The organism is Faecalibacterium sp. BCRC 81149 (genome assembly GCF_022750605.1).
In the GTDB taxonomy this organism is placed as follows: domain Bacteria; phylum Bacillota; class Clostridia; order Oscillospirales; family Ruminococcaceae; genus Faecalibacterium; species Faecalibacterium duncaniae.
This window is the reverse complement of sequence record NZ_QXJA01000017.1, coordinates 21411-41334: the sequence shown is the minus strand read 5'-3', so window position 1 is coordinate 41334 and position 19924 is coordinate 21411. Positions and strand designations below refer to the sequence as shown.

Genomic DNA, 19924 nt, shown 5'->3' with positions numbered 1-19924 from the left:
ATCGGAGCCCGGAATTACACTTTCTTTCAATACACTTTATAATACACCATTTTTGGCTCTGCTTCAAGGCAAAAATACAAAGTAAGGGTGGTTTTTGGTGCCCCGGGCAGATTTCCGCATTCTGCGCACTTGACGAATGCACAAAAAAAGGGTATAGTATGGTAGTATTCATTTTTACGGGGTGTTGCGCAGTTGGTAGCGCGCCTGCTTTGGGAGCAGGAGGCCGCGAGTTCGAGTCTCGCCACTCCGACCACAAGAAAAGCCACGATACAACGCTGGAAATGGCGATTGTATCGTGGCTTTATTTGTTGTATAAATGCTCTGAAAATGCTGGTTTGTGCGTTATTGGCTCAAAAAATGCTGACAGAACAGACAGAGTTGAACCATGAACTTTGTACAGCTTTACACTGTTCAACAAGAACGAAATGTGCTATATTGTTTATGGGGCAGAATAGGCATTTTATAACAGCCCCGCCGGAAAAGAGGTTGAATATGCTGTCTGACGCGAAGAAAAAGGCAAATGCCAAGTGGGACAAGGCCCATATGATGATTTTGGGCTGTAAGGTCCGTAAGGATTTTGCGGCCCAGTTCCGGGAGGCCTGTACCGCAGCGGGGACCACCCCCAACGCTGTTCTGAAACAGGCAGCGGAACAGTTTTTAAAAGAACATGCGGTATCAGAGGGGAAAACCGCCGTGGAAGAATGCGCATAATATCCATACGAAAGGACAGGTGCAACATGAGTACAAGAGAATTGGCAAGAACCCTGCTGGACGAGATGCCGGATAATGATTTGATCTATCTGGTGGCGTATATGCAGAGCTTAAAGGCTCTCAAGGGTGCAGAAATTCCCAACGCCAAGACACAAGCGGCGATTGATGAAGTGGACAGCATGATTAGAACCGGCGAGGGAGAACACTTTGAAGGCTCTACCGCTGACTTCTTCGCTCAACTGGCGGCGGAGGGCTAAACCGTGTTAAAACTGAACACTTCCACGCAGTTTAAGAAAGATTATAAAACCTGCATCAAGCGGCATTATAAAATGGATTTGCTGCAAGCAGTTGTTGATGTACTGCGAGTGCCTGACGCATTGCCACAAAAGAACCGAGACCACAGCTTAACAGGCAATTATACCGGCTGCCATGAATGCCATATACAGCCGGATTGGATTCTGATTTATCGGCAGACAGATACGGAACTGTACTTGGTTGCGACTGGTACGCACTCCGATTTGTTCGGTTTGTGAGATGGGCGATTATGATTTGCCCGCTATGCAAGGGCGAAATGAAGCCCAGCACAACAGCCCTGCTGCTCATCATCGAGCGGCAGGGCTGTTGTATTGTTTCTGTCATTTAGATGATATAATCATTCCCCGCCTGATCGGGTGCGGCGAGGTCGGCCAGAGTGATCTTGCCAAAGTAGTCGGCGATCATGTCGTTCAGGCCCTTCCACATCGTATAGGTTCGGCAGTTGGGCAGCCGTTCGCAGGCGGGAGCACCGGGCACAAGGCAGCTCACGGGGGCAAGGCTGCCCTCGGTCAGCAGCAGGATCTCTGCCACGGTGTACTGGTCGGGGGTGCGGGTCAGCCGGTAGCCGCCGCCCTTGCCGCGCAGACCTTCCAGAAAGCCGTTCTGCACCAGCACCTTCAGGATGTTTTCCAGATATTTTTCCGAGATCTCCTGCCGTTCGGCGACCTCCTTCAGCGGCACATACCGCTCCGCCTGGTGTTCGGCCAGGTCGATCATTACGCGCAGTGCGTAACGGCCCTTGGTTGAAACGATCATAGCTTTTCTCCTTATCAACCCCTCAGACGCTTTGCGCCAGCGGCCCGGTCAGGGGCGGCAATGCGCAGGAATGGATGGTGGGGTTGTCCTCTTCTCATTAACAAACCTATTATACAACAGGGTTTGTAACTTTTCAATCGCTTTTTTCGCTTTTTCCATTGACAAAGGGGGAAAAGAGGACTATAATACCATTAAACCTACAAACCATGTTGGTTTACAGGAAATATGGTTTGCGTCAGAATAACATCCCGGGCTCTGCGCCCGCAGAGGGAGGACTTTTACTATGAGCAAGATTTACACTTCCGCAGATCAGCTGATTGGCCACACTCCGCTGCTGGAGCTGACCCATATCGAGAAGGAAGCAGACTTGAAGGCCACCATTCTGGCCAAGCTGGAATACTTCAACCCCGCCGGCTCTGTCAAGGATCGCATTGCCAAGAAGATGATCGACGATGCCGAGGCCACCGGCAAACTGAAGCCCGGTTCCGTGATCATTGAGCCTACCTCCGGCAACACCGGCATTGGTCTGGCCGCTGTGGCCGCTGCCAAGGGCTACCGCATCATCATCGTGATGCCCGAGACCATGAGCGTGGAGCGCCGCCAGCTGATGAAGGCTTACGGCGCAGAGCTGGTCCTGAGCGAGGGCGCAAAGGGCATGAAGGGTGCCATTGCCAAGGCGGATGAGCTGGCAAAGGAGATCCCCAATGCTTTTATCCCCGGCCAGTTCGTGAACCCTGCCAATCCGCAGGCACACATCGAGACCACCGGCCCTGAGATCTGGGAGGACACCGATGGTCAGGTCGATCTCTTTGTGGCTGGCGTTGGCACCGGCGGCACCGTTACCGGCGTGGGCAAGTACCTCAAGAGCAAGAACCCCAATGTCAAGGTCGTGGCTGTGGAGCCTGCTTCCTCTCCTGTGCTGAGCAAGGGCGTTGCAGGTGCGCACAAGATCCAGGGCATCGGCGCGGGCTTTGTGCCGGATGTGCTGGATACCAAGGTCTACGATGAGATCATCACCGTGACCAATGAGGATGCCTTTGCAACCGGCCGCCTCATCGGCCACAAGGAAGGCGTTCTGGTGGGAATCTCTTCCGGCGCTGCTGTCTGGGCTGCGCTGGAGCTGGCAAAGCGCCCCGAGAACGCAGGCAAGAAGATCGTTGCTCTGCTGCCCGATACCGGCGACCGTTACCTGTCCACCCCGCTGTTTGCTGAATAAGCTGTAACCCCACAAGCCGCTGCGCAGAATTTTTTTGCGCGGCGGCTTTTTTTGTGCTACAATAAACCCATCAATTCCAAGGAGAACTGTTATGAACTACTACGCCGCCCCGATGGAGGGGCTGACAGACCGCATCTGGCGGCAGGCCCACCAGCGCTGGTTCGGTGCACCGGAGGCCCCGGTGCGGTACTATGCGCCGTTTCTCTCGCCGCCGGAGAACCGGGTGCTCATCAAAAAGAAGATGGCTGAGCTGGAACCGGCGGCTAACCCGGGGGTGCAGGTCATCCCGCAGCTGCTGGCAAAGGATGGTGAACTTGCGGCCTGGATGATCGGGGAACTGCGCCGGATGGGCTATACCGAGGTCAACCTGAACTTCGGGTGTCCCTCCGGCACCGTGACAGCCAAGGGCAAGGGTTCCGGAATGCTCCGGGACCCGCAGAAGCTGGATGCCTTTCTGGACGCTGTTTTTTCGCAGGCAGGCGGGCCGGTGTCGGTCAAGACCCGGTTGGGCGTGGCCCGGACGGAGGAGTTCGGGGAGATCCTGGACGTTTACAACAAATACCCCCTCTGTGAGCTGACCATCCATCCCCGGGTGATGAAACAGCTCTACCGCGGACAGGCCGACCGGGAAGCCTTTGCTGCTTACCTGCCCGCCTGCACTGCTCCGGTCTGCTACAACGGCGATGTGACTACCGTGGATGACCTGCGGGCACTGGAAGCGGCATTTCCGGGACTGTCGGGCATCATGGTGGGCAGGGGCCTCATTACAGACCCTGCCCTTCTGCGCAAGGCTGTGGGCGGCCCTGCCGCTTCCCGGGAAGAACTGCGCGGCTACCATGATGAGCTTTATCACGGCTACACCGAAGCCTTTGGGATGGCCAGCTGTGCCGTGAGCCGGATGAAGGCCCACTGGTTCTACCTCATCCACCTTTTCAAGGGGGCCGACGCACTGGAAAAGCCCCTGCGCAAGGCCCGGGAAGGCTGGGAGTATGAGACGGTGGTGAACCAGATCTTTGCCTGCTGGCCAAAATAAAAGCCCGCCGCCTCCTGCGAGGCAGCGGACTTGTGTAAGCGCGGCTCAGACGTTCAGGTAGCTGCGGAGCATGGCCTGCAGCAGATCGTCACGGTCAACTTTGCGGATGAGGGAGCGGGCTCCCTTGTATGTGGTGATATAAGTGGGATCTTCGGACAGGATATAGCCCACCAGCTGATTGACCGGATTGTAGCCCTTTTCCTTTAATGCATCGTACACCTGCTGTACGATCTCGTGAATCTCGTAGTCCTTTTTGTCGTGGATCGAAAAAATAGCAGTCGCGTCGCCCACGCAATGCACCCCCTTCGGTATCCCTCTCGCATTCCATTCCGAGAGGTCATTGGAACTTATAGCCCATTGTACACGAAATGAACGCTGACTTCAAGATTCCAAGCCGGAATTTGCACACTTTGAATAAAAAATTTTGAAAATTTGAGTAAAAAGAACGGAGCGGATTTTCCGTTCAGGAGGTTTTTCATGGTCTACGGAATCGGCTGCGATCTGTGCAGCATTGCGCGGATGGAAAAGAGCCTGCTGGGCCCCCATGGCGCGGTCTTTGCACGCCGGGTGTTCGGCCCGGCGGAGCAGGCGGCACTGGGCCTGCCTCTGGCAGAGGAAGAAGGCACGGCCCGCCGCACCGCCCATACCGTGGCCAGCGCGGCGGCGGACTTTGCGGCCAAGGAGGCTTTCCTTAAGGCGGCGGGCACCGGTCTGCGGGAGCCCTTCTCCCTCTGCGAGATCGAAGCCGTCCGCCTGCCCGGCGGGGCACCGGCCTATCGCTTTTCCGGACGGAGTGCAAAGTGGGTGGAGGCACACCGCCTGCGGGCACATCTCTCCCTGAGCCATGAAGACGGCATGGCCATGGCGTACTGCATCCTGGAAACGGAAACCTGAACTTCCCGTCTGCATACAATGGAATAAGCCCGCGCGTGCATAGCGGCCCTGCAGTCGGCTCATACTAAAGGCAGAGCGACTGAGGATGCGCAAAACGCACCACATAGCGGGCGCATCCTCCAAAATCAGGGAGGGAAGATTCCATGGAGGTACACAGAGGAGAAGTTTTTTACGCCGATCTTTCACCGGTGGTGGGCTCGGAACAGGGCGGTATCCGGCCAGTGCTCATCGTCCAGAACGAGATCGGCAACCGGCACAGCCCCACTGTGATCGCAGCGGCCATTACATCCCGGCTGGACAAAGCCCGCCTGCCCACCCATATCAACATCCGGGCGGCAGATACCGGCCTTGCCAAGGACAGTGTGGTGCTGCTGGAACAGATCCGCACGCTGGATAAGCACCGCCTGCGCGAGCGTGCCGGGCAAATCACGCCTGAGGATCAGCGCCGGGTGAATCAGGCACTGGATGTCAGCCTTGGGCTGGACAGCTACTGAAAAAAAAAATGAGACTGCCAGATCCTGGCAGTCTCATTTTTTTGATGATTCCGGTTATTTTACGCTGTCCTGCGCATCGTGGAGCAGGGCATATTCGCGGATCTTTTCCAGCGTCTGCTCACTCAGGATATGCTCTGCCTTGCAGGCATCCTCGGCGGCGACCTCCTCGTCCACGCCCAGCTGCACAAAGAAATGGGTCAGCAGGCGGTGGCGGCTGTAGATGCGCTCTGCGATCTCGCGGCCCGGTTCCAGCAGGGTCAGGTTGCCCTCACCGTCCACCGCGATATAGCCGTTCTCCCGCAGCTTCTTCATGGCAATGCTCACGCTTGCCTTGGTATAGCCCAGCTCATTGACCACGTCGATGGAACGGACACGGCCCATTCTCTGGTTGAGCATCAGGATCGTTTCAAGATAATCTTCTGCGGATTGGTGGATCTGCATGGTATCGGCCTCCTGCCTTCTTGATTCCCGGCCCGGGGCTGAAAACGCACGTCGGTTCGGTTTGTTATAGAATACCACATTCTCCCGGGGGATGCAAGCAATCCCTAAAAGTTTGTTAAAACAAACCGACTTAAACATGAAAAATTGGTGGGTTTGTGCGCAGGAACCACCGGGCAGCAGGCAGGGGGAAAGGAAAGAGGAAGGTAAAAGGAAGGTTTTTTGTGTGAAACTCACAGTCTCCAACGTGTTTTTGAACAACAGCTGTGCAAGCCGCAGAAAATGGCTCCAAGACAGAAATTAGGTGTGTCGAAATCTGTTTTTTGTGATAGAATAAGAACAGATATGCGCTTTCAGCATCTGATTTCATCGTCAAGACAACAGGAACATTGAAGGAGTTGTAAGTATGTCCAACGAGATCAATCCGATGGCATTTTTCCAGGAACCCAGCGTGGCAGACCTGCGTCTGCTGGCCTGCCCCGGTGCAGAGGAGCTGACCAAGCTGATCGACCAGCATCTGGTGGAATGGGCAAAGTCCGCAGGCGTGGAGAAGGATAGCTTTATTATCCCCTGCGAGTGCCCCCGCTTCCAGAGCGGTGACGCAAAGGGCCTGGTCAGGGAGTCTGTGCGCGGCGACGATATCTTTATCGTTATCGATCCGGGCAATTACAGCGTTACCTACAACCTGTTCGGTTACGAGAACCACCTCTCCCCGGATGACCACTTTGCCAACCTCAAGCGCCTGATCCAGGCAGTGGCCGGCAAGGCACACCGTGTGTCCGTTATCATGCCCAGCCTGTACGGCGGCCGTCAGCATCGCCGCGTGGTTCGCGAGAGCCTGGACTGCGCTGTGGCCCTGCAGGAGCTGCAGACCATGGGCGTGCGCAACATCATCACCTTTGATGCCCACGATCCCCGCGTTCAGAACGCTGTGCCGCTGCTCAGCTTCGACAATGCAATGCCCACCTATCAGGTGCTCAAGAGCCTGCTGAAGAAGAACCCCGAGATCAGCTTTGATAAGGAGAAGTTCATCGTGGTCAGCCCCGACGAGGGTGCCATGAACCGCAACATGTACTTCTCCAGCGTGCTGGGCTGCAACCTGGGCATGTTCTACAAGCGCCGCGATTACACCCGCGTGGTGAACGGCCGCAACCCCATTGTGGCACACGAGTATCTGGGCGATTCCGTTGAGGGCAAGACTGTCTTTATCGCTGATGATATCATCGCTTCCGGCGAGAGCATGCTGGAGGTTGCAGGCAACCTGAAGGAGCGCGGCGCTGCCCGCATCATTGCCAACGCGACCTTCCCGCTGTTCACCAGCGGCCTGAAGAAGTTCGATCAGGCAGTTGCCGATGGCAAGCTGGACTACGTTGTGGGCACCAACCTGACCTACCGCCAGCCCGAGCTGCTGACCCGCGACTGGTATGTTGACGTGGATGTCTCCAAGTATGCTGCCTACTTTGTGGTGGCACTGAACCACGATATGTCTGTTTCCAGCATCATCGATCCCATCAAGAAGATCGAGGCTCTGCTGGCAAAGCGCAGCTGATCAGAAAAAATGCAATGCAAAAGGAGCTGTACTCCCGCGGGGGGTACAGCTCCTTTTCGTATGTACAGCATTCGGCAGAAGCCGGGGCTGCTGTTCCTCAGCGGTTCCGGTAGGCCTCCGGGCCTTCCAGATACAGATCCCCGCCGTGGGCATCCAGGATGACAGTCAGGGGCATGTCCTGCACGGTCAGGCGGCGGACAGCCTCACAGCCGAGGTCGGGCCAGGCGATGACCTCCAGCGTCTGGACGCTTTTGGCCATCAGGGCACCGGCACCGCCCAGAGCGGCCAGATAGACCGCGCCGTTGCGGACAACGGCTTCCTTGACAGCGGCATCCCGCTTGCCCTTGCCGATCATAATTTTGTTGCCCAGGTCCAGCAGGCGGGGGCTCATGGCATCCATCCGGCCGCTGGTGGTGGGGCCGGCAGAGCCGATGACCTCACCCGGGCGCTCCGGGGTGGGGCCGACATAGTAAATGGCGCTGCCCTCAAGGTCAAAGGGGAGCGGTTCGCCCCGGTCCAGTGCTTCGATCATCCGCTTGTGGGCCTGATCCCGGGCGGTATACACCACGCCGGAGAGCAGCACGGTATCGCCCGCCCTGAGGGGGGCCAGATCCTGGGCGGTGCAGGGGGTGGTTAAGGTATATTGCATAGGTTTCTCCTTTGTACAACCTCTCAGTCGGGCTTGCGCCCGCCAGCTCCCCTGGTAGGGGAGCCTCTGGCGTATCCAGCAAGCTTTACCCGACTGCCAAGGCCTCTCCTACTAGGAGAGGTGGCAATGCGAAGCATTGACGGAGAGGTTTGACCCTTATAAAGTCGCGCTGGCGCGGCGGGTGACATGGCAGGAAACGTTCACGGCCACGGGCAGGCCCGCCACATGGGTGGGCATCTGCTCAATGGCAAGGCCCAGACAGGTGGTCTGGCCGCCAAAGCCCTGCGGGCCGATGCCCAGCGCATTGATGGCGGTCAGCAGCTCCCGCTCCAGACCGGCATAGTAGGAATCGGGGTTGGGAACATCCAGTGGGCGGAGCAGTGCCTTTTTGGCCAGATAGGCCACCTTGTCAAAGCTGCCGCCCACGCCGATGCCCAGCACGATGGGCGGGCAGGGGTTGGAACCGGCCAGCTGGACGGTCTCCAGCACGAACTTCCGGAAGCCCTCCACGCCGTCGGCGGGCTTGAGCATCTGGATGCGGCTCATGTTCTCACTGCCAAAGCCCTTGGGGGTCACGGTGATGGTGCAGCCGTCGCCGTCCACCAGGTGAACGGTGATGGCTGCGGGGGTGTTGTCGCCGGTGTTGCCCCGGCGCAGCGGGTCGGCCACGATGCTCTTGCGCAGGTAGCCGTCGGTGTAGCCGCGGCGCACGCCCTCGTGGATGGCGGCCTCAAAGCTGCCGTCGATGTGGACATCGGTGCCCAGCTCCACAAACACGCAGGCCATGCCGGTGTCCTGGCAGATGGGCAGGTCTTTTTCTCTGGCGGCGCTCAGGTTGGACCACAGCAGGTCCAGGGTATTCTTTGCCAGCGGCCAGGGCTCTTCCTGCCGGGCCTTGTCCAGCGCCGCCTGCACATCCTGCGGCAGGCGGGTGTTGGCCTCGATGCAGAGCCGGGCTACGGTATCGGTGATGGCTTGTGCGGAGATGTTCCTCATCTCGTGTTCCTCCCTTTACAGGCGGGCAACGCCGGTCTCGCGGGCAGCCTTTGCCACGGCAGCAGCCACGGCCTCGGCCACACGGGGGTCGAACGCGCCGGGGATGATGTTCTCCTCGCTGCGGTCGGCATCGGTAATCAGGTCAGCGATGGCATAGGCTGCGGCCAGCTTCATCTGGTCGTTGATATCGCGGGCGCGGACGCTCAAAGCTCCCTTGAACAGGCCGGGGAAGCAGAGCACATTGTTGACCTGGTTGGGGAAGTCGCTGCGGCCGGTGGCCATCACGCGCACGCCGCCTGCCTTGGCATCGTCCGGCATGATCTCCGGGGTGGGGTTGGCCATGGCAAAGACGATGGCGTCCTTGTTCATGGTCTTGCACAGCTCGGTGGTCAGGATGCCGGGGCGGGACACGCCGATGAATACGTCGGCTCCCTCGATGGCTTCCTTCAGGCCGCCCTTGATCTGGCGGGGGTTGGTCACCTCGCCCAGCCAGTTCTTGTGGGCCTCGGCGCTGTTGCAGCCCTTGTACAGGGTGCCGAACTGGTCCACGGCCACGATATCCTTTGCGCCAGCGGTCATGAGCATCTTGATGATGGCAGTACCGGCAGCGCCAGGGCCGTTCAGGACGATGTGCACGTCCTCCATCTTTTTGCCCACCACGCGCAGGGCATTGATGAGGGCAGCGGTCACCACGATGGCGGTGCCGTGCTGGTCATCGTGGAACACGGGGATATCCAGCTCCCGCTCCAGCGTCTCTTCGATCTCAAAGCACTCGGGGCTCTTGATATCCTCCAGATTGATGCCGCCAAAGGTGGGGGCAATGGCCTTGCAGGCCGCGATCACGCTGGCGGCATCGTGGGCATCGATGCAGATGGGGAAGGCATCCACGCCGCCGAACTCCTTGAACAGCACGGCTTTGCCCTCCATCACAGGCAGACCGGCCTCGGGGCCGATGTCACCCAGGCCCAGCACGGCGGTGCCGTTGGAGACAACGGCCACCATGTTGCCCTTGAAGGTGTACTTATAAACATCGTCGGGTTTTTCCTTGATCTTGCGGCAGGGCTCGGCAACGCCGGGGGTGTAGGCGGTAGACAGGTCATCACGGGTCCTGACCTCCACCTTGCTGGTAATGCCCACCTTGCCGTGGTGGGTCTCGTGCATTTCAAGGGCGGCTTTGTTGTAATCCATGGGGTGTTCCTCCGTTTGTATCGGGCGCTTCTCGCTGAAGAGAGCGGCCGGGGTTTCTCATATCTCTTTTATTTTAACAGAACCGGGCGGGCATTTCCACCGGAAAAGCCGCTTTTTCGGCCGGTGCCCCGCAAAAGTCGGACAAACCCGGCGCTCTATTTGTGGAATTTCTGCAAAATTCTTTTCTTTTTCACTTTTGCCCTTTATAATAAGGTCTGTACTATGAAACCCGAATCTGAACCCGGCGGGATGCCGGTGTTCCAACAGGAGGAACTTTATTTTGAAAAAGATCATCACAAAAGCGGTCTGCCTGCTCTGCGCCGGTGCGCTGGTGCTGGGCGCAGCAGGCTGCTCCAAGTCCGCTGATTCTTCTTCTGCTGCTTCCAGCACAGCCGCCGCTGTTTACGGCAGCGCGGAAGATTACGATTACGAGAACTTCTCCTACAGCAGCGGTCTGGACGAGAACGGCTACTGGGAGGGCGTGAAGGCGCTTGACTATGTCACCCTGCCCGAGAACTTTGCAAGCCTTACCTTCAAGCGTTCTGAGATCGAGCCCACCGAGGAGGAGGTCCAGAGCGAGATCGACAGCCTGCTCAGCGACCACTCCACCGAGAAGCAGGTGACGGACCGTGCCGCAGCGGACGGTGATACCGTCAACATCGACTATGCCGGTTCCGTGGATGGCGTTGCGTTCAGCGGCGGCACTTACAGCGGCTACAGCCTGACCCTGGGCAGCGGTACTTTCGTCGATAGCTTTGAGGATCAGATCGTGGGCCACACCCCCGGCGAGACCTTTGATGTCACCGTGACCTTCCCGGAGGGATACAGCGATTCTACCGATTCCGAGGGCAACACCGTTGTCCTGAGCGGCAAAAAGGCTGTGTTCTCCGTTACCCTGAACTACATCAGCGAGAAGGTCCTGCCCGAGCTGACCGACGCGTGGGTGGCCGAGAACTACGGCGAGAGCGATGATGTTCACACCGTGGAGGAGCTGAAGGCACTCTACCAGAAGATGCTTTACAACACCAACCTGCAGAACGCCATCATGGACGACCTGCTGGCAAACTCCACCTTCAAGGAGCTGCCCAAGGAGGTCACCGATTATCAGGTGAACCAGTGCCTGAACTACTACTACACCATGGCCAACTACTACGGCTACGATCTGGACAGCTTTGTACAGACCGCCGCAGGCTATGAAAACGCCGATGCCCTGCTGGAGGGGATGAGCGACAGCATCACCACCTACTCCAAGGAGGCTCTGCTCTATCAGGCAGTGGCCGAGACACTGGACATCGTGCCCACCCAGGAGCAGATCGATACCTATTCCTCCTACACTGGCACCTACGGTGAGAATTACTGCACCATGGTCGCCCTGATGGATGCCGTCACCGATGCGCTGACGGAAAGCGCAGTGGTGAGCTGAGTGTCCTGCCCCCATATCAAGAGAACTTGTGCCGCTTCGGGTCTGCCGGGGCGGCATTTTTGTCTTGTTTGCAAACAATTTGTGAATTGTTGCCGTACCATCGAAAACCCTATTGACAAAGTGGGGTGTTTGGAGTATAGTTTTAGCAGTCGAACAGATAGAGTGCTAAAAATGAAATGGCAATCAATCTGAAAGACTGCTGAAATAACACTTCCGGTACGAATGGAGGTCGATTCTATGAATACCAATCAATATACGCAGAAAACACTGGAAGCTCTGCAGGCTGCCCAGCAGCTGGCTGTGGAGTACCAGCACAACGCTTTGGAGCCGGAACATCTGCTGCACGCCCTGGCTTCGCAGGAGCAGGGCCTGATCCCGCAGCTTCTGCAGAAGCTGAATGTGGACCCGGGCAGCTTTGCCGCTGCTGTGGCCGAAAAGCTGTCGGCCCTGCCCCGGGTGTCCGGCTCCGGCCGTGACCCGGACAAGGTCTATATCTCGCAGGCAACGGATAAAGTCCTGAGTGCCGCCGCCCGGGAAGCCAAGGCCATGAAGGATGAATACGTCAGTGTTGAGCATGTGTTCCTGGGCCTGCTGGATGAGCCGACCCAGAACACCACGGAGCTGTTCCGCGCCTTCAACATCAAGAAGGATGCGTTCCTGCAGCAGCTGACTGCCGTGCGCGGCAACCAGCGCGTGACCAACGACAACCCCGAGGATACCTACAACGCCCTGCAGAAATATGGCCAGGATCTGGTCGATCTGGCCCGGAAGCAGAAGCTGGACCCCGTGATCGGCCGTGATCAGGAGATCCGCAACGTGATCCGTATCCTGTCCCGTAAGACCAAGAACAACCCCTGCCTGATCGGTGAGCCCGGCGTTGGCAAGACCGCCATCGCCGAGGGCCTGGCCCAGCGGATCGTGCGTGGCGATGTGCCCGAGAACCTGAAGGACCGCATCGTGTTCAGCCTGGACATGGGTGCGCTGGTGGCCGGTGCAAAGTACCGCGGCGAGTTTGAGGAGCGCCTGAAGAGCGTCCTGAATGAGGTCAAGAAGAGCGAGGGCAAGATCATCCTCTTCATTGATGAGCTGCACACCATCGTGGGTGCGGGCAAGACCGACGGTGCCATGGACGCGGGCAACCTGCTCAAGCCCATGCTGGCCCGGGGCGAGCTGCACTGCATCGGCGCAACCACGCTGGACGAATACCGCCAGTATATCGAAAAAGACCCCGCTCTGGAGCGCCGGTTCCAGCCGGTGCAGGTGGATGAGCCCACAGTGGAGGACACCATTTCCATCCTGCGTGGCCTGAAGGAGCGCTATGAGGTGTTCCACGGCGTGAAGATCAGCGATAATGCGCTGATCGCCGCCGCAACCCTCTCTGACCGCTATATCACCGACCGCTTCCTGCCGGATAAGGCCATCGACCTGGTGGATGAAGCCTGCGCCATGATCAAGACTGAGATGGACAGTATGCCCAGCGAGATGGATGATCTGGCCCACCGCATCACCCAGCTGCAGATCGAGCAGGTCAGCCTGAAAAAGGAGACCGATGCCCTGAGCCAGAGCCGCCTGCATGAGCTGGAAAAGGAACTGGCCGAGCTGCAGGATAAGTTCCGCAGCATGAAGGCAAAGTGGGAAAACGAGAAGAACGCCATTGGCAAGGTACAGACCCTGCGTGAGCAGATCGAGCAGACCAATGCCGCCATTGAGAAAGCCCAGCGTGAGTATGACCTGAACAAGGCCGCTGAGCTGAAATACGGCAAGCTGCCCGAGCTGCAGAAACAGCTGGAAGCAGAGGAAAAGCTGGCCAACGAGAAGAAGGAGGACAGCCTCCTGCGTGACCGTGTGACCGACGAGGAGATCGCCCGCATCGTGGCCCGCTGGACCGGCATCCCGGTGGAGAAGCTGGTGGAGGGCGAGCGCGAGAAGCTGCTGCATCTGGACGATGTGCTCCACAAGAGAGTCATCGGTCAGGACGAGGCCGTGACCAAGGTGAGCGAGGCCATCCTGCGCAGCCGCGCAGGCATCGCCAACCCCAACCGCCCCATCGGCAGCTTCCTCTTCCTCGGCCCCACCGGTGTGGGCAAGACCGAGCTGGCCAAGGCGCTGGCACAGGCTCTGTTTGACGATGAGCGCAACATGGTGCGTATCGATATGACGGAGTATATGGAGAAGTTCAGCGTCAGCCGCCTGATCGGTGCGCCTCCGGGATACGTGGGTTATGAGGAGGGCGGCCAGCTGACCGAGGCTGTCCGCCGCAAACCCTACAGCGTGGTGCTGTTCGATGAGGTGGAAAAGGCCCACCCCGATGTGTTCAACATCCTGCTGCAGGTGTTGGACGATGGCCGCATCACCGACAGCCAGGGCCGTACCGTGGACTTCAAGAACACGGTCATCATCCTGACCTCGAATCTGGGCAGCGACATCATCCTGAACGATCTGGAGCAGCGCCGGGCCAATGGCTCCAACGAGCTGAGCGACGACGCAAAGCATCAGATCGACCTGCTGCTGAGGAGCAAGTTCCGCCCCGAGTTCCTGAACCGTCTGGACGAGATCGTCTACTACAAGAGCCTGACCAAGGACGAGATGCGCAAGATCGTGGATCTGCAGCTGGCAGACCTGCGCAGCCGCATGGACGAGGGCAAGCACCTGAATCTGGACGTGACCACCGCCGCCAAGGACTACATCATCGATTCTGCCTACGACAGCGTCTATGGTGCCCGCCCCATCAAACGGTTCATCCAGAGCCGGGTGGAGACTCTGATCGCCAAGGCGATCATTCAGGGCCGCTATGCCGAGGGCAGCACCCTGACCGTGGATTACGACGGAAATGCCCTTGTGCTGAAATGATTTTCCACAGTTTTGCCAGTTTTTTACCTCTGTGCCGGCTGTAATGCTTGCATGGGGGTGCGGAATATGATATTATAACAAGTAACATTGATGTGCTTTTCATCGCGGAACAGCCACGGTGGAAAGCACATTTTTGTATCCCTAGGAAAGAACTCCTTCCGTCATCGCTGCGCGATGCCACCTCCCTCGGTGAGGGAGGCTGACCGTGCGGCAAGGCTCCCTCTTTGAGGGAGCTGGCTGCGAAGCAGACTGAGGGAGTCCGTTCTTTAATAAAAAACAGAAAGTTGAGTGTGATTTTCCTTTATTATGGACGATGGCAGTATGACGCTCTGGGTGGCGTTGGTGATCCTGGTGGGTTTCTCCGCCTTTTTCTCCGCTTCCGAGACCGCATTTTCCTCCCTGAATCAGATCCGCCTGAAAAGCCGCGCCGAGGACGGCGATTCCTCTGCCGCCCGGGTGCTGAACATGGCGGAGCAGTATGACAAGCTGCTTTCCACCATCCTGATCGGCAACAATATCGTGAACATCGCCGCCGCCTCCATTGGCACCATCCTGTTTACCCGGATGCTGGGTGCCGAGCGGGGCGCAACGGTGTCCACCATTGTGCTGACGATCATCGTGCTGATCTTTGGCGAAGTGACTCCCAAGAGCCTGGCCAAGGAAATGCCGGAAAAGGTGGCCACGGCAGTCTCGCCCTTCCTTGTGCTCCTGATGGCCCTGATGACCCCGCTGACCTGGCTGTTCACCCAGTGGAAGAAGCTGCTGGGCCGCTTTGTCCACAGCGGCGAGGCCGATACCATCACAGAGGGTGAGCTGATGACCATGGTCAGCGAAGCTGAAAACGACGGCGAACTGACCGACCGGGAAAGCGAGCTCATCCGCAGCGCCATCGAGTTCGATGACGTGGAGGTGGAAGAGATCCTGACCCCCCGTGTGGATGTGGTGGCTGTGGAGGATGATATCCCGCTGGAGGAGCTGGCCCAGACCTTTGCGGAGTCCGGTTACTCCCGTCTGCCTGTCTACCACGGCACCATTGATAACATCATTGGTGTGGTACATGAAAAGGATTTCTATATCGCCCGCCTGAAAAAGGCGACCAAGATCGATGATCTGGTGGTGCCCACCCTGTATACCACGGGCTCCACGCAGATCTCCCAGCTGCTGCGCACCCTCCGGGAGCAGCACCACCACCTGGCCGTTGTTGTGGACGAATACGGCGGCACCGAGGGTATCATCACGCTGGAGGATATCCTGGAAGAGCTGGTGGGTGAGATCTGGGATGAGCACGACGAGGTCACTGAGGACTTCCGCAAGCAGTCGGACGGCAGCTGGCTGGTGTCCGGCTCTGCCAGCGTCGATGATCTGTATGAGGAGCTGGACCTGCCGGAGGAAGAGGATATCGATTCCAATACCGTCAACGGTCTGGTGCAGGAAAAGACCTGCCATCTGCCCAAGGTAGGCGACCGCTTTACCCTGGGCGAGTACGATGGTGTTGTTACCCGCACCGCCAAGCGCCGCGTGACGGAGGTGCGCCTGACTCCCGCCGCCCCGGCTGAGGATGCCGAGAAGGACGACGAAAAGGATAAGCGCTTCTCCCGCATTGCGCAGCGCGGGGAGAGCCGCTGACAGGAAGCATAAGATAGAAACAGTGAAACGCCGCCGGGTGGAGCTTTTGGCTCTGCCCGGCGGCGTTTTCTTGATTCAAGTCCTTGCCCGCAGCCCTGCACTGTGCTAAACTGAATAAAATACAGAACGCAGGAGGACAAGGAACTTGAAACGGATGTCGAAGTTTGCGCGCCGGTGTGCGGCGCTGATGCTGGCGGTGGTGCTGCTCTGCATGGCAGTGCCTGCCGCCTTTGCAGCGGAAGGGGACACCCTGCCCGCCGGTGCCACCACCATGGGCGGTGCCAATACTACTCTGATCCCGGACGAGGAGGAAAACTGCCTGAGCTGGCTCTTCGGCTCCGGCGATACCATCACCATGCCCTACCTGAACGTCAAGGGGCAGGGCCTGCGCCGGAACGTGACCCTGGATCTTGAGGACTGTCTGGTGGGCATCACCTACACCGAGCTGGGCTCCATCGGCAGCTATGTCAGTGACGCGGCGGCACAGCAGGCGTGGAAAGCGCAGGCGGTGGCCATCCACTCCTATCTGGAATACCACAAGAAATATGGCTCTTCGGCCAACGCGCTGGTGTACACCCCCGTGGATCAGATCCCTTCCTCTGCCCGCAGCGCCATCCGCAGGGCAGTCTCTGAGGTCAAGGACGAGGTGCTGACCTGCAACGGCAGCGTCATCGATGCAGTGTGGTCGGCCAGCGCGGGGTACAACACCCAGACCGGCGTGTACGGCACCTGCTCCGGTCTGGATGCCTGGGGCACCGATGTGCCCTATCTGCAGAGCGTGGAAAGCCCCTACGAGGAGCAGTATCACAACCTGATGCGCCGGGTCATCGGCAAGGACTACCGCTACACCGAGTACAACGACAGCAGGACCGGCCAGCCCTACGAGAGCGCCGACACCACCCATAAGGATCTGGGCGGCTTTGTCCAGTACAATACCTTTGTCTCGAACGGAAAAAGCTACCGCTACATCGGCCAGTTCGTTTCCTCCCGCTACTGCTTTGATTTCAGCGCGGACGAGAACGGAACCTCCTGCATGAACTACTATGGCTTTGGCCACGGCGTGGGCATGAGTCAGTGCGGCATGGTGGGCTATGCGCAGGAGCAGGGCATGGGCTACCGGGACATCCTGCGCCACTACTATACCGGCGTGTCCTTTGGCACGGTGGGCAGCGGCAGCTCGAACGGCGGCCTGTTCGGCTGGCTGTGGAGCCTGCTGGGACTGTAATAAAATTTGCACCGGAAAGCGCAGGAAATGCGGAAAAGCGCTTCTCAAACGGGACGAAATCTGGTATACTATTATAGTTTGTAAAAATGCGTCTGGGCGGTGGAATGGCCCAGTGAAGTGGAGAAGTCGGAATGCAGTTGGAGAAAGCAAAGGAAACAAAGCAGGACATGGAGCGCTGCCGCCTGTTGGCACAGCGCATTGCGGAGGAGCTGGCCCCGGCAACAGCTGCGGTGCTGAACGCCGAGACCCCGGCACTGGAAAAGGCCCTGCACCGGGCGGGCGTGGATGCCAACCCCTTTACAGTGGCTGCCCGGCAGGCAGACTTGCTGGTGGTGGAGGACCCCGCCTGGGTGGAGATGCCCGCGCAGATGCCCGGGCAGGTGCTGCTGGTGTTTACCGGCAGCAACGTGGCTGAGGGCTGGGCCGAAGAGCTGGCCCGCCGGGGCTACTACCGGGATTTCCGCTGGCGCAGCCGGGGCCGTGCCCAGCAGTCGGCTCTGTACTGCACAGTCCAGCCTGCCACCGCCGAGATGATCGCGGGCTATGAGAAGGAGCTGGACCTCCTGCGGGACCGGATGGTGCGTGCCGAGCGCACCTGCAACGAGGAAGCCGCCCTCATTGAGCGGCTCCGCAGCGATCTTTCCCTGAGCCGCAGCCATGCCAAGAACCTGGAAAAGACCCTGAACGAGGTGACCAGCTCTACCTTCTGGAAGCTGACCTGGCCCATGCGGTATGTTGTCAGCAAGAGCCGCCAGATCTGGCACACCTTTCCGCTTTTCGTCCTGCTGGGTGAGCTGCGCCGGGACGGCATCTCGGGAGTGCGGGAGCACGCCCGCGCCAGGCGGGAGTATGCCGCCCTCTTCCCGGGGAACCTCCTGCGGGCCGACCGCTTTGCCCCGGTGGAGCTGCTGGTCAGGCAGGCGAACGATCAGCCTGCCGGTCCCAAGATCAGCATCGTGGTGCCTCTGTACAACACCCCGCTGGATTTCCTGGACGAGATGCTGGATTCCGTGGTGAACCAGACCTACAAGAACTGGGAGCTCTGCTGCGTGGATGCCGGTAAGGACGAGGCCGTAGGCCAGCATGTGCAGGCCCGTGCGAAGGCCGATGCACGCATCCGGTATCAGAAGCTGGAAAAGAATGAGCTGATCCCCGGCAACACCAACAAGGGCTTTGAGATGGCCACCGGTGAGTATATCGCCCTGCTGGACCACGATGACCTGCTGCATCCCTGCGCCCTGTGGTACGCGGCCAGGGCCATTGCCGAGCAGAAGGCCGACTTTGTCTACACCGACGAGGCGACCTTTGAGGGGAAGCCGGAGCATGTGGTGCTCTACCACTTCAAGCCCGACTTCATGCTGGACAACCTCCGCTCCAATAACTACATCTGCCACCTGACCGTGTTCAGCCGCGCCCTGATGGAACGGGCCGGCGGCGGCGAGCGGATGGAGTACAACGGCAGCCAGGATTACGAGCTGTTCCTCCGCCTGACGGAGCAGGCTGAGAAGATCGTTCACATCCCCCATGCCCTGTATTACTGGCGCTCCAGCCCCGGCAGCACGGCGGCGGATATCTCTGCCAAGACCTACTGCATCGACGCAGGCATTGCGGCCCTCAAGGCCCACTATGCCCGCTGCGGGATCGCTGTGGATGATGTCGCCCTCATCCCCGGCACTCCGGGCTATTACAAGACCGATTACACCATCCAGCACCCGGGCCGGGTGAGCATCCTCATCCCCACCTGCGACCACATCCGGGATCTGGAGCTCTGCGTGGATTCCATCTATGCCCGCACCACCTACCCGGATTTTGAACTCATCCTCATCGAGAACAACAGCAAGCAGCCCGAGACCTTCCGCGCCTACGAGCGGATGCAGAAGGAACACCCGGACAACCTCAAGGTCGTGACCTGGGAGGGCAAGGGCTTCAATTACAGCGCCCTGAACAACTTTGGCGAGCAGTATGCCACCGGCGAATACCTGCTGCTGCTCAACAACGATACCGAGGTCATCACCCCCAACTGGCTGGAGGAGATGGTCATGTACGCCCAGCAGAAGCGGGTGGGCTGTGTGGGTGCAAAGCTGCTCTACCCCGATGACACCATTCAGCACGCCGGTATCGGCTTTGGCATCGGCGGTGTGGCGGGCCACCTGCACAAGTATTTCCCGGCGGCATCCGATGGCTACATGGGGCGGCTGAACTATGTGCAGGATGTTTACGGCGATACCGCCGCCTGTCTGCTCATCCGCAGGGAGATCTATGATGAGATGAACGGCCTGGACGAGAGCTATGCCGTGGCCTTCAACGATGTGGATTTCTGTGTCCGTGTGCGGGAGGCGGGCTACACCAACGTGTTTACCCCCTTTGCCCAGCTCTACCACTACGAGAGCAAGAGCCGCGGCACCGAGGACAACCCCGAAAAGCAGAAGCGCTTCCAGGGCGAGGTGCTCCGCTTCCAGGCCCGCTGGGGAGACCTGCTGGCCGCGGGCGATCCCTGCACCAACCCCAACTTTGATATCCAGCGTGAGGACTTCACGCTGAAGATCCTGCCTTTGGAGTGA

The 19924-nt window shown here is 58.8% G+C and carries 19 protein-coding genes and 1 tRNA gene; 14 read left to right on the top strand and 6 right to left on the bottom strand.

Annotated features, from left to right (window positions below; genetic code table 11):
• Nucleotides 1-177: 177 nt before the first annotated feature.
• From D3F01_RS14150 to D3F01_RS14135, 4 genes are all read left to right on the top strand, one after another.
• Nucleotides 178-253 (top strand) — tRNA-Pro (locus D3F01_RS14150).
• Between the two features lie 35 nt (nt 254-288).
• Nucleotides 289-711, top strand: coding sequence for a hypothetical protein (locus tag D3F01_RS14145; RefSeq protein WP_242889345.1), 423 nt, complete (start codon nt 289-291; stop codon nt 709-711).
• A 26-nt stretch (nt 712-737) separates the two neighbouring features.
• On the top strand, nt 738-968 hold the full coding sequence (locus D3F01_RS14140) for a hypothetical protein (RefSeq protein WP_242889343.1): 231 nt from the start codon (nt 738-740) through the stop codon (nt 966-968).
• A gap of 3 nt (nt 969-971) precedes the next feature.
• On the top strand, nt 972-1244 hold the full coding sequence (locus D3F01_RS14135; protein ID WP_215666467.1) for a type II toxin-antitoxin system YafQ family toxin: 273 nt from the start codon (nt 972-974) through the stop codon (nt 1242-1244).
• Between the two features lie 106 nt (nt 1245-1350).
• On the opposite strand, the gene D3F01_RS14130 is transcribed toward D3F01_RS14135, so the two are convergent.
• Nucleotides 1351-1782 (bottom strand): RrF2 family transcriptional regulator, encoded by a 432-nt coding sequence (locus D3F01_RS14130; protein ID WP_005936443.1) that lies wholly within the window; start codon nt 1780-1782, stop codon nt 1351-1353.
• 283 nt (nt 1783-2065) lie between these two features.
• On the opposite strand from D3F01_RS14130, the gene cysK reads away from it, so the two are divergent.
• Together cysK and D3F01_RS14120 are read left to right on the top strand one after the other, a co-directional pair.
• Complete coding sequence (gene cysK, locus D3F01_RS14125; protein ID WP_242889341.1) at nt 2066-2998, top strand: cysteine synthase A; 933 nt, start codon at nt 2066-2068, stop codon at nt 2996-2998.
• A gap of 91 nt (nt 2999-3089) precedes the next feature.
• Nucleotides 3090-4031, top strand: a complete 942-nt coding sequence (locus D3F01_RS14120; RefSeq protein ID WP_242889340.1) for a tRNA-dihydrouridine synthase family protein — start codon at nt 3090-3092, stop codon at nt 4029-4031.
• A gap of 45 nt (nt 4032-4076) precedes the next feature.
• On the opposite strand, the gene D3F01_RS14115 is transcribed toward D3F01_RS14120, so the two are convergent.
• Entirely contained in the window at nt 4077-4322 is a 246-nt protein-coding gene (locus tag D3F01_RS14115; protein WP_005936452.1) for an IreB family regulatory phosphoprotein, read from the bottom strand.
• Nucleotides 4323-4508: 186 nt separating this feature from the next.
• Here D3F01_RS14115 and D3F01_RS14110 point away from each other — a divergent pair, with 186 nt between their 5' ends.
• Nucleotides 4509-4925: a holo-ACP synthase gene (locus D3F01_RS14110; RefSeq protein WP_242889339.1), complete on the top strand. Its 417-nt coding sequence runs from the start codon at nt 4509-4511 to the stop codon at nt 4923-4925.
• Between the two features lie 143 nt (nt 4926-5068).
• Entirely contained in the window at nt 5069-5419 is a 351-nt protein-coding gene (locus D3F01_RS14105; protein ID WP_005936458.1) for a type II toxin-antitoxin system PemK/MazF family toxin, read from the top strand.
• A gap of 54 nt (nt 5420-5473) precedes the next feature.
• On the opposite strand, the gene D3F01_RS14100 is transcribed toward D3F01_RS14105, so the two are convergent.
• The gene (locus D3F01_RS14100; RefSeq protein WP_035395062.1) at nt 5474-5860 is read right to left on the bottom strand and encodes a metal-dependent transcriptional regulator; all 387 of its coding nucleotides are present in this window, start codon (nt 5858-5860) and stop codon (nt 5474-5476) included.
• Nucleotides 5861-6263: 403 nt separating this feature from the next.
• Here D3F01_RS14100 and D3F01_RS14095 point away from each other — a divergent pair, with 403 nt between their 5' ends.
• Nucleotides 6264-7406, top strand: a complete 1143-nt coding sequence (locus tag D3F01_RS14095; protein WP_097772746.1) for a ribose-phosphate pyrophosphokinase — start codon at nt 6264-6266, stop codon at nt 7404-7406.
• 97 nt (nt 7407-7503) lie between these two features.
• On the opposite strand, the gene D3F01_RS14090 is transcribed toward D3F01_RS14095, so the two are convergent.
• The 3 genes from D3F01_RS14090 to D3F01_RS14080 all read right to left on the bottom strand — a co-directional run bounded on the left by D3F01_RS14090 (nt 7504) and on the right by D3F01_RS14080 (nt 10239).
• Nucleotides 7504-8055 (bottom strand): Fe-S-containing hydro-lyase, encoded by a 552-nt coding sequence (locus D3F01_RS14090; protein WP_156066764.1) that lies wholly within the window; start codon nt 8053-8055, stop codon nt 7504-7506.
• 156 nt (nt 8056-8211) lie between these two features.
• Nucleotides 8212-9051 carry a fumarate hydratase gene (locus D3F01_RS14085; protein WP_242889338.1) on the bottom strand — a complete coding sequence of 280 codons (840 nt, stop codon included), beginning with the start codon at nt 9049-9051 and terminating at the stop codon, nt 8212-8214.
• A gap of 15 nt (nt 9052-9066) precedes the next feature.
• Nucleotides 9067-10239: a malic enzyme-like NAD(P)-binding protein gene (locus D3F01_RS14080; RefSeq protein ID WP_242889337.1), complete on the bottom strand. Its 1173-nt coding sequence runs from the start codon at nt 10237-10239 to the stop codon at nt 9067-9069.
• 280 nt (nt 10240-10519) lie between these two features.
• Between D3F01_RS14080 and D3F01_RS14075 the strand changes: the two genes are divergently transcribed.
• The 5 genes from D3F01_RS14075 to D3F01_RS14055 all read left to right on the top strand — a co-directional run bounded on the left by D3F01_RS14075 (nt 10520) and on the right by D3F01_RS14055 (nt 19924).
• Complete coding sequence (locus D3F01_RS14075) at nt 10520-11662, top strand: FKBP-type peptidyl-prolyl cis-trans isomerase (protein WP_242889336.1); 1143 nt, start codon at nt 10520-10522, stop codon at nt 11660-11662.
• 237 nt (nt 11663-11899) lie between these two features.
• Complete coding sequence (gene clpB / locus D3F01_RS14070) at nt 11900-14512, top strand: ATP-dependent chaperone ClpB (RefSeq protein ID WP_242889335.1); 2613 nt, start codon at nt 11900-11902, stop codon at nt 14510-14512.
• Between the two features lie 306 nt (nt 14513-14818).
• Entirely contained in the window at nt 14819-16138 is a 1320-nt protein-coding gene (locus D3F01_RS14065; RefSeq protein WP_186851728.1) for a hemolysin family protein, read from the top strand.
• A 154-nt stretch (nt 16139-16292) separates the two neighbouring features.
• Nucleotides 16293-17363: a sporulation protein SpoIID gene (locus D3F01_RS14060; protein ID WP_242889349.1), complete on the top strand. Its 1071-nt coding sequence runs from the start codon at nt 16293-16295 to the stop codon at nt 17361-17363.
• A 131-nt stretch (nt 17364-17494) separates the two neighbouring features.
• Entirely contained in the window at nt 17495-19924 is a 2430-nt protein-coding gene (locus tag D3F01_RS14055; RefSeq protein ID WP_242889333.1) for a glycosyltransferase family 2 protein, read from the top strand.

Excerpts from the sequence above, each read along its gene's own strand:
- D3F01_RS14140 (WP_242889343.1), top strand. The coding sequence starts at position 738 with ATGAGTACAAGAGAATTGGCAAGAACCCTGCTGGACGAGATGCCGGAT.
- D3F01_RS14130 (WP_005936443.1), bottom strand. The coding sequence starts at position 1,782 with ATGATCGTTTCAACCAAGGGCCGTTACGCACTGCGCGTAATGATCGAC.
- cysK (WP_242889341.1), top strand. The coding sequence starts at position 2,066 with ATGAGCAAGATTTACACTTCCGCAGATCAGCTGATTGGCCACACTCCG.
- D3F01_RS14120 (WP_242889340.1), top strand. The coding sequence starts at position 3,090 with ATGAACTACTACGCCGCCCCGATGGAGGGGCTGACAGACCGCATCTGG.
- D3F01_RS14110 (WP_242889339.1), top strand. The coding sequence starts at position 4,509 with ATGGTCTACGGAATCGGCTGCGATCTGTGCAGCATTGCGCGGATGGAA.
- D3F01_RS14105 (WP_005936458.1), top strand. The coding sequence starts at position 5,069 with ATGGAGGTACACAGAGGAGAAGTTTTTTACGCCGATCTTTCACCGGTG.
- D3F01_RS14100 (WP_035395062.1), bottom strand. The coding sequence starts at position 5,860 with ATGCAGATCCACCAATCCGCAGAAGATTATCTTGAAACGATCCTGATG.
- D3F01_RS14095 (WP_097772746.1), top strand. The coding sequence starts at position 6,264 with ATGTCCAACGAGATCAATCCGATGGCATTTTTCCAGGAACCCAGCGTG.
- D3F01_RS14090 (WP_156066764.1), bottom strand. The coding sequence starts at position 8,055 with ATGCAATATACCTTAACCACCCCCTGCACCGCCCAGGATCTGGCCCCC.
- D3F01_RS14085 (WP_242889338.1), bottom strand. The coding sequence starts at position 9,051 with ATGAGGAACATCTCCGCACAAGCCATCACCGATACCGTAGCCCGGCTC.
- D3F01_RS14080 (WP_242889337.1), bottom strand. The coding sequence starts at position 10,239 with ATGGATTACAACAAAGCCGCCCTTGAAATGCACGAGACCCACCACGGC.
- clpB (WP_242889335.1), top strand. The coding sequence starts at position 11,900 with ATGAATACCAATCAATATACGCAGAAAACACTGGAAGCTCTGCAGGCT.
- D3F01_RS14065 (WP_186851728.1), top strand. The coding sequence starts at position 14,819 with ATGGACGATGGCAGTATGACGCTCTGGGTGGCGTTGGTGATCCTGGTG.
- D3F01_RS14060 (WP_242889349.1), top strand. The coding sequence starts at position 16,293 with ATGTCGAAGTTTGCGCGCCGGTGTGCGGCGCTGATGCTGGCGGTGGTG.
- D3F01_RS14055 (WP_242889333.1), top strand. The coding sequence starts at position 17,495 with ATGCAGTTGGAGAAAGCAAAGGAAACAAAGCAGGACATGGAGCGCTGC.